At 72.2% G+C, this 16,775-nt stretch carries 13 protein-coding genes; 2 read left to right on the forward strand and 11 right to left on the reverse strand.

The genetic code is table 11. From position 1 onward, the window contains the following. Window positions 1–65 precede the first annotated feature (65 nt). From IF02_RS33180 to IF02_RS0118015, 4 genes are all read right to left on the reverse strand, one after another. Window positions 66–1,250, reverse strand: a complete 1,185-nt coding sequence (locus IF02_RS33180; protein WP_051696318.1) for an ATP-grasp domain-containing protein — start codon at window positions 1,248–1,250, stop codon at window positions 66–68. Continuing rightward, window positions 1,243–2,484: an MFS transporter gene (locus tag IF02_RS0118005; RefSeq protein ID WP_030158126.1), complete on the reverse strand. Its 1,242-nt coding sequence runs from the start codon at window positions 2,482–2,484 to the stop codon at window positions 1,243–1,245. The genes IF02_RS33180 and IF02_RS0118005 overlap by 8 nt, the downstream gene beginning before the upstream one ends. Then, on the reverse strand, window positions 2,481–3,680 hold the full coding sequence (locus IF02_RS0118010; protein WP_051696319.1) for an ATP-grasp domain-containing protein: 1,200 nt from the start codon (window positions 3,678–3,680) through the stop codon (window positions 2,481–2,483). The genes IF02_RS0118005 and IF02_RS0118010 overlap by 4 nt, the downstream gene beginning before the upstream one ends. Window positions 3,681–3,741: 61 nt before the next feature. Next, window positions 3,742–4,773, reverse strand: a complete 1,032-nt coding sequence (locus IF02_RS0118015) for a pyridoxal-phosphate dependent enzyme (protein WP_078622156.1) — start codon at window positions 4,771–4,773, stop codon at window positions 3,742–3,744. Between the two features lie 249 nt (window positions 4,774–5,022). Here IF02_RS0118015 and proB point away from each other — a divergent pair, with 249 nt between their 5' ends. Continuing rightward, window positions 5,023–6,180 (forward strand): glutamate 5-kinase, encoded by a 1,158-nt coding sequence (gene proB, locus IF02_RS0118020; RefSeq protein WP_051696335.1) that lies wholly within the window; start codon window positions 5,023–5,025, stop codon window positions 6,178–6,180. Window positions 6,181–6,236: 56 nt separating this feature from the next. Next, window positions 6,237–7,046 carry a pyrroline-5-carboxylate reductase gene (proC, locus tag IF02_RS0118025; RefSeq protein ID WP_030158134.1) on the forward strand — a complete coding sequence of 270 codons (810 nt, stop codon included), beginning with the start codon at window positions 6,237–6,239 and terminating at the stop codon, window positions 7,044–7,046. Between the two features lie 63 nt (window positions 7,047–7,109). Here the strand turns inward: proC and IF02_RS0118030 are convergent, their stop codons facing one another. From IF02_RS0118030 to IF02_RS0118060, 7 genes are all read right to left on the reverse strand, one after another. Continuing rightward, window positions 7,110–8,081 (reverse strand): ABC transporter substrate-binding protein, encoded by a 972-nt coding sequence (locus IF02_RS0118030; protein ID WP_030158136.1) that lies wholly within the window; start codon window positions 8,079–8,081, stop codon window positions 7,110–7,112. Window position 8,082: 1 nt separating this feature from the next. Next, window positions 8,083–10,059: an ABC transporter permease gene (locus tag IF02_RS0118035; RefSeq protein ID WP_030158138.1), complete on the reverse strand. Its 1,977-nt coding sequence runs from the start codon at window positions 10,057–10,059 to the stop codon at window positions 8,083–8,085. A gap of 67 nt (window positions 10,060–10,126) precedes the next feature. Further along, window positions 10,127–11,230, reverse strand: coding sequence for a quaternary amine ABC transporter ATP-binding protein (locus IF02_RS0118040; RefSeq protein WP_030158140.1), 1,104 nt, complete (start codon window positions 11,228–11,230; stop codon window positions 10,127–10,129). Then, the gene (locus IF02_RS0118045; protein WP_030158143.1) at window positions 11,227–12,753 is read right to left on the reverse strand and encodes a GMC family oxidoreductase; all 1,527 of its coding nucleotides are present in this window, start codon (window positions 12,751–12,753) and stop codon (window positions 11,227–11,229) included. The genes IF02_RS0118040 and IF02_RS0118045 overlap by 4 nt, the downstream gene beginning before the upstream one ends. Then, entirely contained in the window at window positions 12,750–14,258 is a 1,509-nt protein-coding gene (locus tag IF02_RS0118050) for an aldehyde dehydrogenase family protein (protein WP_030158145.1), read from the reverse strand. Before IF02_RS0118050 ends, IF02_RS0118045 begins: the two co-directional genes overlap by 4 nt. A 299-nt stretch (window positions 14,259–14,557) precedes the next feature. Beyond that, window positions 14,558–15,475: an NADP-dependent oxidoreductase gene (locus IF02_RS0118055; protein WP_078622157.1), complete on the reverse strand. Its 918-nt coding sequence runs from the start codon at window positions 15,473–15,475 to the stop codon at window positions 14,558–14,560. Then, entirely contained in the window at window positions 15,472–16,638 is a 1,167-nt protein-coding gene (locus IF02_RS0118060) for an acyltransferase family protein (protein ID WP_051696321.1), read from the reverse strand. Before IF02_RS0118060 ends, IF02_RS0118055 begins: the two co-directional genes overlap by 4 nt. Window positions 16,639–16,775: the final 137 nt, after the last annotated feature.

Consider the following 16,775-nt stretch of genomic DNA (forward strand, 5'->3'; position numbering starts at 1 on the left):
GGGAAGTGCCTTTCGCGCGCTGTCGTGTTGGTGTGTTGGGGGGGTGGCGGAGCGGGCGGGGAGGCTCAGCGGCCGGCGGTGAGGGTGCGTACGGCGAGGTCGAGACGGCTCTCCAGCTCCTCGCGGTCCGCGCCGAAGGCGACCACGAAGCCGTGCCGGTCCCCGGACCGGTGCACCTCCGGGGGGAATTGGCCCGCGGGCACGGCGATGCTGACCTCCGTGACCCCGGGCAGTGCGGCCACCTTCGCGGTCTCCGCGTCCGTGACCGTGACCGGCGCCGCGCGGTCGAAGGTGACGTAACGGATCCCGGCGACGCGGTCGCGGGAGGGGGCGCCCGGGACGGGCAGGCCGAGGGCGTCGGCCATGGCCTGTTCGAAGAGGTCCTCGCCGAGGGCCAGGTCCAGCATGTCGCTGATGCGGTCCCCTCCGGGGCGGCCGTGCGACTCGATGAGGCGGGGCCCCTCGGCCGTGAGCATGACCTCGGTGTGCGAGGGGCCGGTACGGTAGCCCGCCGCGTCCAGGGTCGCGGCGACCAGGGCGGCGACGGCCTCCTCGTCCTGCGGGGCGAGCCGTACGGGCAGGGTGTGGCCGGTCTCGACGAATCCGGGGGCGCCGGTGGTCGCCTTCTCCGTGATCGCGAGGATCCGGTGGCCCGCGGACGAGCTCATCGCCTCCACGCTGTACTCGGTCCCCACGAGGAACTCCTCGACGAGGTGCGGGGTCTTGAAATCCAGTGCGGCCAGGTAGCTGTCGAGCTCCTGCGCTCCCGTGAGCTGCCGCACCCCGGCGCTGCCGGTGCCGTCGGCCGGCTTCACGATGCAGGGGTAGCCGATGTGCTCGACGGCCGGGCGGATCTGGCCCTTCTCCGTGCACAGCCGGTACGCGACGGGCGCGCCGGCCCGGTCTGCGACCGCGGAGCGCAGCTTCGCCTTGTCCTTGAACGCCTCCAAGGCTTCGGGCGGGTTGCCGGGCCAGCCGAGGCGCTGGTTGACCAGCGCGGCCACGGCGCAGCCGAGTTCCCCGAAACCGAAGCAGCTGACCGGGGCGGGCAGGTCCAGGGCGCGGAGCCGGTCGATGAGGTCTTCGGGGTCGGTCGTCCACGGGGAGTGGAAGGCCAGCCCCGGCTCGTCCGCGGGCAGTGGCCTGCCGGGTTCGGGGACGGTCACGGTGGCGGCGCCCAGCTTCCGGGCCGCGGCCAGGACATGGCTGCGGGGATTGAGCAGCACGGCGGTCGGCTGTGTGTCAGACATGGCGCGTACGCACTTTCGGTAGGAGGAGACAGATCGCCGCGGCCGCGAGGGAGGACCCGACGAGCAGCAGCCACACCTCGCTGCCGCCCTGCGCGCTCTGCAGCAGGTAGCCGCCCGCGCTGGAGCCGAAGAGGCTGCCCAGGGCCCCGGCCGCGCTCATCGCGCCGAGTGCGAGTCCGGTGCGGCGGGTGGCGGCGGCGTTGACCGCCTGCTCGTCGAGGCTGGGGCCGATCAGCATCTCCGCCAGCGTGACCGGCACCACGAAGGCGAGCAGGGAGTACCAACCGGCGAGCGGTATCAGCGTGGCGTAGGCGCAGGCGAAGGCGAGGAAGCCGAGGACCAGCAGGGTGCGGGCGGTGGCCCGGCGGAACACGTGGCGCAGCAGGGTGTACTGGAACAGCACGACGAGCAGGCCGTTGGCCGTGAAGACCACCGAGATCGCCGCGGTGCTGCCGGTCATCTCGTTCGCGGTGATCGGGAGCAGCACGTTGAGCTGGCTGTAGATCGCCCAGTACGCGACCCCCAGCCCGCACAGGGGCAGCCACTGGCGCAGTGTCCACGCCGTGGTGGGCGCCCCGGCCCCGTCCCCCGCCCGGGCGGCGGGGGCGGTGGCCCGTCCCTCGGTGGCCCGTCCCTCGGTGGCCCGTCCCTCGGTGGCCCGTGACCGGGAGGCCGTCACGGACCGTCGAAGGAGCAGGCAGGTGCCGAGGACGAGGTGCGAGAGCACGCAGGCCGCCAGGATCCAGCCGAACCCGAGCGGGTACACCGCGGCGCCCAGCGCGGGCCCGGCCACGACGCCGACGTTCACGAACGTCGAGCGCAGCGCGAGCATCGTGCGCGCATCGGTGCCCTCCTGCGAGACGAGCAGCGTCTTCGTCGACAGGCCCAGCAGCGAACCGCCGACCCCGACGGCCACGATCCCCGCGACGAGCGGCGCCGGAGCGCCGCCGCCGCCGAGCCCGAGGAGTACGTAGCCGAGGACGCGCAGGAGGAAGCCGGCGGACATCACCCGGTGGGCGCCGAACCGGTCGACCAGCAGCCCGGTCAGGAGCGAGAACGCCTGGCCGGAGAAGGCGAGCAGACCGACCAGGAAGCCGGTGCGGCCCGCCGGGATGCCCCGCGCCGTCAGTTCGATGGCCAGCAGGGGCAGGAACATGAAGGTGGTCAGGCCGGTGAAGAGCACCGCCACCAGCAGGAGGCGCGCGGTGGGCGACGCCTCTCGCCAGGCGTTCACGACGCGGGGAGCCGGGCGGGTCCGTCGGCCTCGATCAGGTTGTTCAGGATCCACTCCTCGGCCTGGAGCAGGCGCTGCTCCACCTCGGCGGTGTCGGCTCCGCGGACCAGGGCGAAGCAGAGGTTGCTGGTGCTGTTCTGTGCCACGGCGCCGAGCGCGAGCTGCTCGTTGACCTGGTAGTGCTCGACCCAGTCGAACGGCAGGCTCTGCGGTGCGCGCACCGGGCGGCCCTGGGGGACGATGCCGATGGAGCCGCGGAGTTCGGCGGGCGGGGCGGTCGGCGCGGGGTCCACGGGCAGACCGCAGGACAGCCGCAGCCAGGTGGCGTGCAGGTCCAGGCCGTAGGTCAGGCGGGTGAGGGCGGGGATGCGGGAGCCGCCGACGCGCGAGGCGATCTCGCACAGCACGAACTCGTCCTCGGGCGTGCGGAACACCTCGAGGTGGTAGGCGCCGGTTTCCGGGGTGTCGAAGGCTTCGAGGACCCGGTCGAGGAACTCCTCCAGCCGCTGGGAGAGTTTGCCGCCCGGGTCGAGCTGGAGGGAGCCGTTGTTCTGGCCGGAGAGGACGCCGAGGCAGTCGCGCAGGTACCGGGAGGAGGCCACGAAGCGGTAGCCGGGCGCCAGGATCGCGTCGACGTGGTAGATCTCGCCGTCGACGAAGTCCTCGACCATGAGGTCCTCGCGCCAGTGGCGGCGGCTGAACTCCATCAGGTCGTCCTCGTCGCGCAGCACCACGATGTCGCGCGAACCGCCCTGGCTGACGGGCTTGACGACGACCGGGTAGTCGTTCTCGTCGATGAACCGGGTGAGGTCGACGATCGTCGCGAGCCGGGCGTAGCGCGGGGTGGCCACCGTGCGGCCCGCCGTCCGCTTCATGACGACCTTGTCGCGGAACTGCCGTGCGCTGCGCGCCGACTGGCCGGGAATGCCGAGGTCCTCGCGGATGCGCGCGACCCGTTCGAGGTCGTACTCGTTGTCGGTGATGATGTGGGAGAAGGACCGGGTGCGCGCCAGCTGCCGGATGCGCAGTTCGGCGTAGGGGACGAACTCGCAGTCCTCGACGTGTTCGTAGGAGCCGAGACCCGCGGTGTGCGCGAGCGGGTTGTGGCTGAAGACGTGGAGCCCGTCCGCCAGCTCGTGGAGCATGGCCGGATAGTCGTGCTGGGCGCCATAGTTGATGATGGCGACATCGGTCATGGGTGCGGCCTCTGATTCTTTACGGTGGAATTCGGCGATCCCGGGTCGGCCGTGCGGGAATTCAGCCCTGAAGGCCGTTCAGCCCTGCGAGGGCGAGCACCGGCAGGTCGTCCTGGACGCTGTATTGCCTTCGGCCCCAGTTCATCGTGCACCAGGGTCCGGTCATCTCCTCCAGTGCGGAAATGACGACGGGCCGGTATTCGGGGTCCTCGACGAGCGGGCCGTCGGGCGGGAAGACCTGCTTGATGTAGCGGTGTCCGGGGTCGGCGGCCATGAAGACGACGGGACCGCCGGAGGGCTCGGTCGAGCGGATGTACCGGGCGGCCTGCCAGCCGGCGCCGGCGGACAGCCCGGCGAAGACGCCGGTGGTGGAGAGCAGGTGGCGGCAGCCCGCGGCCGACACGTCGAAGTCGACCCAGTGGATGTCGTCGTAGGCGCTGTAGTCGATGTTGTCGAAGCGGATCCCGCTGCCGATGCCGGCGATGATGAACCCGTCGAGCGGGAAGTTCTCGGAGCCGAAGGAGCGGCTGCCGAACGGCTGGATGCCGGCCACCCGGACGTTGGGGCACGATTCGCGCAGGTAGCGGCTCATCGCGCTGGTCGACGCACCGGTGCCGACGCCGCCGATGAGGGTCATCTCGGCCCAGCCCAGCTCCTTGAGGAGCAGTTCCGCGACGTGTTCGTACCCGGCGTAGTGCACGTCGTCGTGGTACTGCTGCATCCAGTACGCGTCAGGGTTGCGCCGCAGGTAGTCGTGGACGAGCCGGACGCGGGCCTCCTGGTCGTGCTGGAGGTTGGCTCCGCCGCCGGAGACCTGGTCGTAGGTGGCACCGAGGTACTTGAGCTGCGTCTTGATCCCGTCGTCGACCGCGACGGACGCGAAGACGTGGCACTTCAGTCCCAGCTCGCGGCAGACCAGGGCGAGTGCGTGGCCGTAGATGCCGCTGGAGCTGTCGACGAGGGTCTGGCCGTGCCTGATCACCCCGCGCGCCAGGAGCTCCTTGACCGCCCGGTAGACCGACGTCACCTTCATGACCTCGAACCGGAGGACATATATTCCGTCGCCGAGATCTATCAGATCCGGTTGTGCCATTTTCTCAGTGAATGACGAGTACACCGTACTCCGTGCCCCCTTCTTCTCTCGCTGCGGGCCTGCTGATGCCCAGCAAAATGAGGCAGCCGGCTACCGAATCGGTCCCGGACCGTTCCCGGTGAACGGGAAGGAAAAGGTAATGGCGCATGAATGAATCGGAGCCCCGCAGCCGCCTCCCCCTTGCCCCCGAGGAGAGTTCCCGTGACACCCGAAGCCGCTCCGGACGGCCCGCGCATCGAGCGTGCGGACGTGGCCGAGGCCCACCGGATCGTGGTGAAGATCGGCTCGTCCTCGCTCACTTCGGACTCCGGACGGCTCGATCCGGGCCGCCTGGCGGCCCTGGTCGAGGTCCTGGCCGGGCTGTACCGGCAGGGCAGGAGCGTCGTGCTGGTCTCCTCCGGCGCCGTCGCGGCGGGACTCGCCCCGCTGGGCCTGACCGCGCGGCCGGCCGAACTGTCCGAGCAGCAGGCGGCCGCCAGTGTCGGCCAGGGGCTGCTGATGGGCACGTACGGCGCGGAGTTCGGCAGGTACGGCATCCAGGTGGGGCAGGTGCTGCTGACGGCCGGCGACATCACCCGCCGCGACCACTACCACAACGCCCGGCGCACCCTGAAGAAGCTCATGCTCATGGGGATCGTGCCGGTCGTCAACGAGAACGACGTCGTCGCCACCCACGAGGTCCGCTTCGGGGACAACGACCGACTCGCGGCGCTGGTGGCCGAGTTGATCGGCGCGGACCTGCTCGTCCTGCTCTCCGACGTGGAGGCGCTGTACGACGGCGACCCGCTGTCCGCCGGGACCAGCCCGATCGCCGAGATCCGCGGGCCCGCCGACCTCGCCGGGATCCGTACGGGCACCCCGGGACGCTCGGGGGTCGGAACGGGCGGCATGGGGGCCAAGGTCCAGGCGGCGATGACCGCGGCGAGCGCCGGGATCCCCGTGGTGCTGGCCGCGGCCTGGCACGCCGCCCGGGCGCTGGCGGGCGGGGACACGGGAACGTACTTCCACGCCGCCCGGCAGCGGCCCGCCGAGCAACTGTTCTGGCTCGCCCACGCCACGGCGCCACAGGGCCGGATCGTGCTCGACGCCGAGGCCGTGCGGGACGTGCGCGAGCACGGCGGGTCGGTGCTGTGGAGCGGAGTCACCGCCGTCGAGGGGCAGTTCACGGTGGGCGACCCGGTGGACCTCGCCGACGGCGCGGGCCGGCCCGTCGCCCGCGGCCTCGCCCGGCTGGCCTCCGATGATCTGGTCCGGCTGCTCGCCGGGTTCCCCGTACCGGAGGAGGGGCCGGGAGCCGTGGCGTACCCCGAGGTCGTCGGCGCGGAGGACGTGGCCCTGTTCGCACCGCACGCGTACGCGTACGCGGACGCTGACGCGGACACGTACGCGCAGACGGGTACGGCGTGACCCGGCCGGCCGACCCCTCCTCCTCTTCCGTCACTTCCACCACGAGGGAGCAAGTCATGACGTCCAAGGTCGCCGTGCTCGGCGCGGGCAAGATGGGTGAGGCGCTCCTCGGCGGCCTGCTGCGCTCCGGCTGGCCGGCGCGGGCGCTCGGGGTCACCTGCCGCCGCAAGAAGCGGGCCGCCGAGATCGAGGCGCGCCACGGGATCGCGGCGCTGGGCAACACGGAGGCCGCCGCGTGGGCCGATGTGCTGATCCTCGCGGTGAAGCCGCAGGACATGGGCGCGCTGCTGGCGGAGATCGCCCCCGCGGTCGCCCCCGGGACCCTGCTGATCAGCGTGGCGGCCGGGCTCACCACGGCCTTCTTCGAGGAACGGGTCCCGGCCGGCGTCGCGGTGGTCCGGGCGATGCCCAACACGGCGGTGCTGGTCGACGAGGGGATGACCGTCCTCTCCGGCGGCAGCCACGCCTCGCAGCAGCACGTGGAGCAGGCCGCGGAGCTGTTCCGCGGCGTCGGCCACACCCTCACCGTGCCGGAGGCCCAGCAGGACGCCGCGACCGCCCTCTCGGGGTCGGGACCCGCCTACTTCTACTTCCTCGTCGAGGCGATGACCGACGCGGGCGTCCTGCTGGGGCTTCCGAGGGACAAGGCCCACGAGCTCGTCGTCCGCAGCTCCGTGGGCGCCTCGGTCATGCTGCGCGACTCCGGTACTCACCCGGTCAAGCTCCGTGAGGCGGTCACCTCGCCGGCCGGTACCACCATCAGCGCGGTGCGGGAGCTGGAACGGCACGGCGTACGGGCCGCCTTGATGGCGGCCCTGGAAGCCGCTCGCGACCGCAGCAGCGAGCTGGCGGCCTCGTACGCGTGACCGTGGCGCGTGGCCGTTGCGCGTGACCGTGGCGCGTGACCGGACTCCCGGGCCGCTCCCGCGTCAGGACGGGATCCAGGTCCGCCAGGTGGCCTCGTTCTCCTTCACCCAGCGGGCCGCCGCCTCCTGGGGCGCCAGCTTCTCCTCCGCGATCATCAGGGCGACGTCGTTCTGCATCTCGGTCGTCCAGCGGAACTTCTTCAGGAAGGCGGCGGCGTCGCCCCCGCCGTCCGCGAAGCGGGCGTTGAGGAACTTCTGCAGCGGGGTGTGCGGGTACGCGCAGGCCACCTTCTCCGGGTCGGCGTCGCAGCCCTCCTCGTGGGCGGGCAGTTTCACCTCCGTCATCGGGACCCTCTCGAACAGCCACTGGGGCTTGTACCAGTAGCTCAGGAACGGCTTCTTCTCCTTGGCGAACTGCCTGATCTGCGTGATCTGCGCCGCCTCCGAGCCCGCGAACACGACCTGGTAGTCCAGGCCCAGGTTCTTCACGAGCGCCTTGTCGTTCGTCACGTACGACGGGGAGCCGTCCAGCAACTGGCCCTTGCCGCCGCTCTCCGCCGTACGGAAGTCGTTCGCGTACTTGTTGAGGTTCTTCCAGTCGGTGACGTCCGGGTGCTGCTCGGCGAAGTACGTCGGCACGAACCAGCCGATGTGGCCGGTCACCCCGAGATCGCCGCCCCGCTTGATCGTCGCCTTGTCGTCGACGTACCGCTTCTCCTGCTCCGGGTGGCCCCAGTCCTCCAGGATGGCGTCCACCCGGCCCTGGCTGAGCGCGTCCCAGGCGGGTACCTCGTCGATCTGGACCGTGTCCACCCGGTAGCCGAGCTCGTGCTCCAGCAGGTACTGGGCGACGGCGACGTTGGCCTGCGCGCCCACCCACGACTGCACGGACAGGGTCACCGTGCGGGAGCCCTTGGCGTCGGCGTACGGGGAAGCCTGGCGGGTCATGTCCGCGGCTCCGCAGCCGGTGAGGGCCGTCAGGGCGACGGTGGCGCTGACGGCGGCCGCGAGTGCGGCGAGGCGAGTGCGAGCCATCTCAGGCCCCCTTTCCGGCGAGATCGCGGCGTTGCGTGGGCTGGGTGACGCGGTCGAGCATCAGGCCGAGGCAGACGATCGCCGCACCGGCGACCAGACCGGTCGCCAGGTCGCCCTGGGCGAGACCGAAGACCGCGTCGTAGCCGAGCGCCCCGCCGCCCACGAGACCGCCGATCACGACCACGGCGAGGACCAGCACCACGCCCTGGTTGACGGCCAGCAGCAGCGCGGGCCGGGCCAGTGGCAGCTGGACCTGGAACAGCTGCTGCCGCCCGGTGGCACCCAGCGAGCGCGAGGACTCCAGCGCTGCGGGGTCCACGGCGCGCACTCCCTGGGCCGTGATCCGGACCACCGCGGGCAGCGCGTACACCACGGCGGCGGCGACCGCCGGGGCGCGGCCCACACCGAACAGGGCGACGACGGGGATCAGGTACACGAACTGGGGCATCGTCTGGAAGACGTCGAGGACCGGACGCAGGGCGCGTCCCAGTCGGGTGCTGCGGGCCGCGGCGACCCCGAGCGCGAAGCCGAGCAGCAGCGTCACGGCGACGGCGGCCAGCACCTGGGACAGCGTGTCGAGCGCCGGGTCCCAGACGCCCAGCACGCCGATCGCGGCCATGGCGAGGACGGCGGTCGCGGCGGTGCGCCAGGTGCCGATGAGCAGCGCGAGGGCGCCCACGGTCAGCAGGACCGCCCACCAGGGCAGCCATTGCAGGCCGTGGCGCAGCGGGTTGAGGACCCAAGTGGTGAAGTGCGCGGCCCAGTCGGCGGTGCCGCCGACGAGGGGCACGCCGGAGTAGAGGTGGCCGGTCATCCAGTCGACCGCCCGGTTGACGGGTTCGGCGACGTCCACCGTCCACCCGTCGGGCCAGGAGAGCCGGCCGGTCAGGCGCCCCCCGAGCGCGACGGCGGCGGTCACCGCGGCCGCGACGGCCCAGCCGAGCCGGGACGGGCCGGCCTCGGCCGCGCCGATCCGCTCCCCCGCCGCGGCGGTGACCCGGTCCAGGACGATGGCGAGCAGCACGATCGGCACACCGGCGGCGAGCGCGGCGCCGACGTCTACGGAGGCCAGCGCCTGGTAGACGCGGTCGCCGAGGCCGCCCGCGCCGATGACGGACGCGATCACGGCCATCCCCAGCGCCATCATGATCGACTGGTTGACGCCGAGCAGCAGTTCCTTGCGGGCCAGCGGCAGCCGGGCGGTCAGCAGCCGCTGCCTGCCGGTGGCGCCGAGGGACGTGGCGGCCTCCACGACCCCGGCGTCCGCGCCGCGCAGCCCGAGCGCGGTCAGGCGGGCCATGGGCGGGGCGGCGTAGACGACGGTGGCGAGGACGGCGGCGGGCACGCCGATGCCGAAGACCAGGACGACGGGCAGGAGGTACGCGAAGGCCGGCAGCACCTGCATGGTGTCCAGCACGGGCCGCAGGATGCGGTGCATGCGGCCCGACAGGCCTGCGGCGAGCCCGAGGAGGCCTCCGAGCAGTACGGACGCGGCGACGGCGACCACCATCAGGGCGAGCGTCTGGAGGGTGGGCACCCACATGCCGAGCAGTCCGCACACGGCAAAGGCGGCGACGGAGGTCAGCGCGAGGCGCACGCCCGCGACCCGCCAGGCCACCAGCCCGGCGGCGGCGGTGACGCCTGCCCAGCCGAGGGCGAGCAGCAGCAGGTACACCGCGCGGACGGACACGACCACGAGGTTGCTGACGTGCCCGAGGAAGTAGAGGAAGAGCGGGTGGCCGTCCCGGTTGTCGATGATCCAGTCGCTGGCGCGGTCGAGCGGCCCGGACAGGTCGACGGCGAGCGACGCCGGCCAGCTGCCGCCGCCCAGGAGCAGGCAGCCGAGGCCGAGTGCGAGGGCCGCGCCCGCGGCGATCAGCCGGCCGCGGTGGCGCGCGAGGGCGCGCAGCGCACCGGGCCCGGCGTGGGAGGCGGTGGTGGAGTCCGTGGTGGCAGGGGTGGTGGCGGTGGCGGTCATCGGCCCCACCGCCCGGCGTGGGAGCCGGTCGTGCCGCCCGGCGGCGGCCAGGTGGTATGGGCGTACATCAGGCCACCGCCTTTCCCGTCGCGGCCGGGACCCCGGCGACGACACCGAGGAGTCCCGCGTGGTCGACCACACCGAGGCACCGGCCGTCTTCGACGACCCGCGCGTTCTCGCCCGTACGGGCGACGGCCTCGATGGCCTCGTGGACGGTGGCACCGGGGTCGAGCGCGGGGCCTGCCTCGCGCTCGCCGGCGAGGGCGGGGCGCATCGCCGAGCGGACGGTCAGCACCTGCTCGCGCGGCACGTCCCGGACGAAGTCCCTGACGTAGTCGTCGGCGGGGGCGCCCACGATCTCCTCCGGCGTGCCGAGCTGCACGATCCGGCCGTCGCGCATGAGCGCGATGCGGTCGCCGAGCTTCAGCGCCTCGCTCAGGTCGTGGGTGATGAAGACCATGGTGCGTCCCTCCTCCTGGTGCAGGCGTACGACCTCCTCCTGCATGTCCCGTCGGATGAGCGGGTCCAGCGCGCTGAACGGCTCGTCGAACAGCAGGACTTCGGGGTCCACGGCGAGTGCGCGGGCAAGGCCCACGCGCTGCTGCTGGCCGCCGGACAGCTGGCTCGGCCTGCGGTGCTCCATGCCGTCCAGGCCGACCTTGGTGACGAACTCCGCCGCCCGCTCGCGCCGTTCGCCGCGTCCCACGCCCTGGATCTCCAGTCCGTAGGCGATGTTGTCGAGCACCGTCCGGTGCGGCAGCAGCCCGAAGTGCTGGAAGACCATCGCCGCGCGGTGCCGGCGCAGCTCGCGGAGCCGGCCGGTGTCCATGGACAGCACGTCCTCTCCGTCGATGGAGATCGTTCCCGAGGTCGGCTCGATGAGCCGGGTCAGGCAGCGTACGAGCGTCGACTTGCCGGAGCCGGACAGGCCCATGACGACGAAGACCTCGCCCTTGCGGACGTCGAAGGAGACGTCGCGGACGGCGGCGGTGCAGCCGGTGCGCTCGCGCAGCTCGGCGGCGTCGAGGGAGGCGAGCTCCTTGTCGGCGGGCACGCGGTCGGCCTTCGGGCCGAAGACCTTCCACAGCTCGCGTACGGAGAAGACGGGTTCCGCGGGTGTCTGCGGCGCGGTGGCCGCCGTGGTGTGCGGCGGAGTGTTCGGAGTGTTCATCGGGGGGTGCCTCCCAGCAGGTCGGCGCATTTCTCGCCGACCATGAGGACGCCGATCATCGGGTTCACGGCGGTCATGGTGGGGAAAACGGACGCGTCGGCGATCCGGATGCCGTCGAGGCCCCGGATCCTCAGGTCGGGCGCGACGACGGCGAGTTCGTCGTCGGCGGCCCCCATCCGGCAGGTCCCGGCCGGGTGGTAGACGGTGTGCGCGACGTGGCGGGCGTACGCGCCGAGTTCCTCGTCGGAGGTCATCTCGGGCCCGGGGCAGACCTCGCGCTTGAGCCATCCGGCCAGCGGTTCGCTCTCCGCGATCCGCCGGGCGATGCGAATCCCGTCGACGAGGGTCCGGCCGTCGTAGTCGTCCTCGTCGGTGAAGTACCGGAAGTCGAGGGCGGGCTTGTCCTCGGGGTCGGCGCTCGTCAGGTAGAGCCGGCCGCGGCTGCGCGGCTTGGGGATGTTCGGGGTCATCGACACGCCGTGCGCGGGCCGTTCGTAGCCCAGGCGCTCGGGGTTGTCGGTGAAGGGGATCTGGTAGAAGTGGAACATCAGGTCCGGGCCTTCGGCCTCCGGGTCCCGGCGGACGAACAGCCCGGCGTCGGAGTCCATCGCGGAGTTCTCCGGGATCGGGCCGTGGGTCTCCCACACGATGACCGACTCGGGGTGGTCGAGCAGGTTCTCGCCGACGCCCGGCAGGTCGTGCACGACGGGAATGCCGAGCTTCTCCAGGTCGGCGCGCGGCCCGATGCCGGAGTGCAGGAGCAGGCGCGGGGTGTCCACTGCCCCGGCGCACACCAGGACCTCGCGCCGGGCGCGTACGACGTGTTCCGCGCCCTCCTTCGTACGGATGTGCACGCCGGTGGCGCGGGTGCCCTCCAGCTCCAGCCGGAACGCCCAGGTCTCCAGGGCGATGTGCAGGTTCGGCCGGTCCAGGAACGGGTGCAGGTACGCGACCGAGGCGGAGGACCGCTTGTTGTTCTCCGGGTGGTAGGCGAGGTCGAAGAAGCCGGCGCCCTCGTGGAAGGGGGCCCTGTTGAAGCCCTCGACGCGCGGTACGCCGAGCGCGGTCTGCGCCGCGTCGACGAAGTCCCGGGCGATCGCGTTCCGGTCGGCCTCGTCGACGGGGACGATGTTGTTGCGCAGCCGGGCGAAGTAGGGGTCCATGGCGGCCGCGTCCCACCCCTCGGCACCGGCCTGCGCCCACTCGTCCCAGTCGGAGGGGAGGGGCTTGAACGCGATGAGGGTGTTGTGCGAGGAACAGCCGCCCAGCACCCGCGCGCGGCTGTGGCGGATGTGCGAGTTGCCCCGGGGCTGCTCGGTGGTGGGGTAGTCGTAGTCCAGCTCGCCGCCGAGCAGTCCCATCCAGCGGCGCAGGGTGAGGACGTCGTCGCGGCCGACGTCACTGGGGCCGCCCTCGATGACGGCGACGCTGACGTCCGGGTCCTCGGTCAGCCGGGAGGCGATCACGGAACCCGCGGTGCCGCCGCCGACGACGACGTAGTCGTACAGGTGCTCGTCGTTCATGCCTGGTCCTTCTCCGTCGCGCCCGCGAACCAGCGCACGGGGCGCGGGGCGAGGTTCTGGTAGATGTGCTTGGCCTCGCGGTATTCGCCGAGGCCGCCGGGGCCCAGTTCGCGGCCGATGCCGGACTTTCCGAAGCCGCCCCATTCCGCCTGCGGCAGGTAGGGGTGGAAGTCGTTGATCCAGACGGTGCCGTGGCGCAGCCGGGCCGCGACCCGCCGGGCGCGGTCCCCGTCGGAGGTCCACACCGCTCCGGCGAGTCCGTACTCGGTGTCGTTGGCGAGGGCGACGGCCTCTTCCTCGGTGCGGAAGGTCTCCACGGTGAGGACGGGGCCGAAGACCTCCTCGCGGACGACGCGCATGCCGCGGTGGCACCGGTCCAGGACCGTGGGCCGGAAGAAGTAGCCGGGACCGGCCGGCTTCTCGCCGCCCGCACGCAGGACCGCGCCCTCGGCGAGGGCGGAGGCGACGTACTCCTCGGTCCGTGCCAACTGGGCCCCGGAGACGAGCGGACCGCACTCGACGCCCTCGTCGGTGCCGCGCCCCAGGCGGATCAGCTGTGCCCGGCGGGCGAGCTCGGCGACGAAGCGGTCGCGCAGCGGCTCCTCGACGATGAGGCGGGAGCCGGCGGAGCAGACCTGGCCGCTGTGGATGAAGGCGGCGTTGAGTGCCTGGTCGACGGCGGTGTCGAACGCTTCGGGCGTCGAACAGGAGTCGGCGAACACGACGTTGGGGTTCTTGCCGCCCAGTTCGAGGGCGACCTTCTTCACGCTGTCGGCAGCCGCCCTGGCGACCTTCGTGCCGCTGACGAGACCGCCCGTGAACGAGATGAGGTCGACGTCGGGGTGTTCGGCGAGCCGGGCGCCGACGGTGCCGCCGGGACCGGTGACGATGTTGGCCGCGCCGAGCGGAAGTCCGGCCTCCAGCAGCAGTTCGATCAGCACGACCGTGGTCAGCGGGGTGATCTCACTGGGCTTGATCACGAACGTGTTGCCGGCGGCGAGGGCGGGCGCGATCTTCCAGCTGGCCTGGAGCAGCGGGTAGTTCCACGGCGTGATCAGGGCGCAGACCCCGACCGGCTCGTGCACGACGACACTGCGGATCTCGTCCGAGCCGGCGTCGACGACCCGTCCGCCGTTCTCGTTCTCGACGAGGGCGGCGAAGTAGAGGAAGGCGTCGCGGACGCAGTCGACGTCGACGCGGCCCTCTTCCAGGGTCTTGCCCGCGTCCTGGCTCTCCAGGGCGCCGATCCGCTCGCGGTCGCGCTCCAGCAGGGCGGCGACCCGCCGGAGCAGGGCGGCCCGCTCGGCGACCGGCGTACGCGGCCAGGCGCCGTCGTCGAACGCGGCCCGTGCCGCGGCCACGGCTTCGTCGGTGTCCTGGACGCCGCCCTCCGCCACGACCGCGAAGGCGGTCGCGTCGACGGGGTCGATGATCTCGCGCGTGGCGCCGGAGAGGGCTGCGCGCCACTCTCCGCCCACATGGATGCTCTGTTGTGCTGCGGTCACGTTGCGTATTGCCTTTCGTCCTCTGAATCCCCCTGCCGGTTGCACCGACACGATCCGGCCGCCTGCCCCGGGTCCTGACATCCATGCGCAATGCTTCGCGGAGAGTGATCTTGTTCACGCGCAAAGCCAGGGCAAATGCGGACATCCAACGCAGGTCACACAGCCTGGGAATCACAGAGGCCTACAGCTGTCACCAATAGTCACGCAGAGTTAGGGGCGGTCATCCGGCTCCAGCCGAGAAAGGGCCCCGGACCGCCGGCAACGGCGGCCCGGGGCCCTTCGGCGCGTACGCCCGTCAGTCAGCTCTCCGGTGTCAGGAGGATCTTGCCGCGGGTGCCGCCCGCTTCGAGGGCGGCGTGCGCCCGGGACGCCTGCTCGAACGGCAGGACGTCGGCGATGCGCAGCGTCAGGTGCCCTTCCTCCACGCGGCGGGCCAGGCCGTCGAGCATGGCCCCGTCGATCCGCACGCCGTAGACCTCCACGTCGATGCCCCGCTCGGCCTCGGGTACGGCGAAGGGGGTCAGCGAGAGGAAGCGTCCTCCGTCGCGCACCGCCGCGATCGTCTCCGGTCGCCCCGCCGCATCGATGACCGCGTCGAACGCGCCGGCGGGCAGCTCGTCCGTGTCCGTGTGGACCTCGGCGGCCCCCAGGTCCACCAGGGTCCGCGCGTCGCCCGCGCGGGCGAGGCCGGCCGGGCGCAGGCCGCGCAGGGCCGCCAGCTGGACGGCGAAGCCCCCCACCGCGCCCGCGGCACCGCTCACCAGGAGGCGCCCGGAGAAATCGGGACCGAGCCTCGTCAGGGCCTGCTCGGCGGTGAGGGCGGCCAGCGGAAGGGCGGCGGCGTGCTCCAGCGGTACGTTCACGGGCGCGGGGGCGGCGAGCGCCTCGTCCAGGGCGACGTACTCGGCCGATACTCCGGCTCCGTCGGACAGCGGTGACCGTACGGCGACCACCCGGTCACCCGGGACGAAGCGGGTGGTCGCGGAGCCCGCCGCGACGACGGTGCCGGAGACGTCCCAGCCGACGACGGCCGGCAGGACCGGGGAGGGGATGTCGCCCCGGCGCACGGCCAGGTCCACCGGGTTCACCGCGGCGGCGGCCACCCGGACGAGGATCTCGCCCGGCCCCGGCCGCGGGGTCCGCGTCTCGGAGACGGCGAGCACCTCCGGCGGCCCGTAGCTGTTGATGACGACGGCCTTCATGACGGCGGCTTTCATGTGGTGACTGCCTTTCGGGTCCGCCCCAGGTGGCGCATCGCCGGCTTTTCCACGGCCACGTACAGCAGCCAAGCCACGACGAGGGTCGCCAGTGCCTCGAGCACCAGTACGCCGATGCCGGCGGCGGTGCCGAAGAACTTCTCGGGGCCGAGGAGTTCACGTACGACGTTGAGCAGGATGAGATGGACCATGTAGAAGGCGAAGGAGACTTCGCCGAGCCAGATCAGCGGCCGGCTGCGCAGCACCGAGGGGCGGCCGGAGACGTCCTTGAGGGCGACCGCCGGGATCAACAGGGCCATGGGGACGACGAAGACCGCGTCGAGTGCGTACAGCCACGGGACGTGGAGGGACAGGGCGTACGCCGCCACGCAGGCGAGCGCGGCGGGCAGCGGCTTGACGCCGAAGCGCCGGCCGGTGACGACGATGCGCGCCATCAGCATCCCGAGGACGAAGTCCAGGGCGCGTACGGGCGGGAGCATGTACACGCTCCAGTACTGCCAGACGGAGGCCGCGGAGCCCTCGGGCATCGGCGGGTTCACCGGCAGCACCAGGTAGGCGAGGGTCGGTACGGCGATCACCGCGGCGGCGGTCCCGGCGGCCCAGTGCCACAGCCGGTCCGACGGGATCCTCTTGATCCAGCGCAGGAACAGCGGGAAGCAGAGGTAGAAGAAGAGCTCGCAGGCGAGCGACCAACTGGGCGGGTTCACACCGAGGAAGACGGAGAACTCCGGGATCCAGGCGTGGACGAGGAACAGGTTCGGCACGGCCTGCCACCACTGGGTGGTGGCTCCGGCGAGCAGTGCCAGGGCGAGCACCCAGGTGACCAGGTGGTTCGGGTAGACCTTGAAGAAGCGCCGGCGCCAGAACTGCCGGGCCGGGTCGCCGGGCCGTGCCGACCAGGTCAGCACGAATCCGCTGAGGATGAAGAAGAAGCTCACCCCGGCCCATCCCGCGTTGCTGAACAGCCACCGGTATCCGTCGGCGACGTCCTTCGAGGCGAACGGATTGAGCGCGGGCAGGGCGAGCGAGGAGTGGTAGCCGAACACCAGCAGGGCAGCGAAGAACCGCAGGCCGGTCAGGGAAGGGAGCCGGCCGTGCACGGCCCGGTGGGGCTCGGTGGCGTGCTCCGTCGGTATCGCGGCAGGTTCCGCGGTCGTGGACAAGGTGTCTCTCCGGAGGAAGGCGTAAGGCGGGAGCTGGAGGCGGGAAGGGGAGCGGGGGCGGGGCCGTGCCGGCCGGAGCGGGCGGGCCGGAGCGGGCGGGCCGGTGGAACCCCCGCTCCGGCCCCGCGGAGACGAAC

Source organism: Streptomyces sp. NRRL S-244 (assembly GCF_000717915.1).
Taxonomy (GTDB): domain Bacteria; phylum Actinomycetota; class Actinomycetes; order Streptomycetales; family Streptomycetaceae; genus Streptomyces.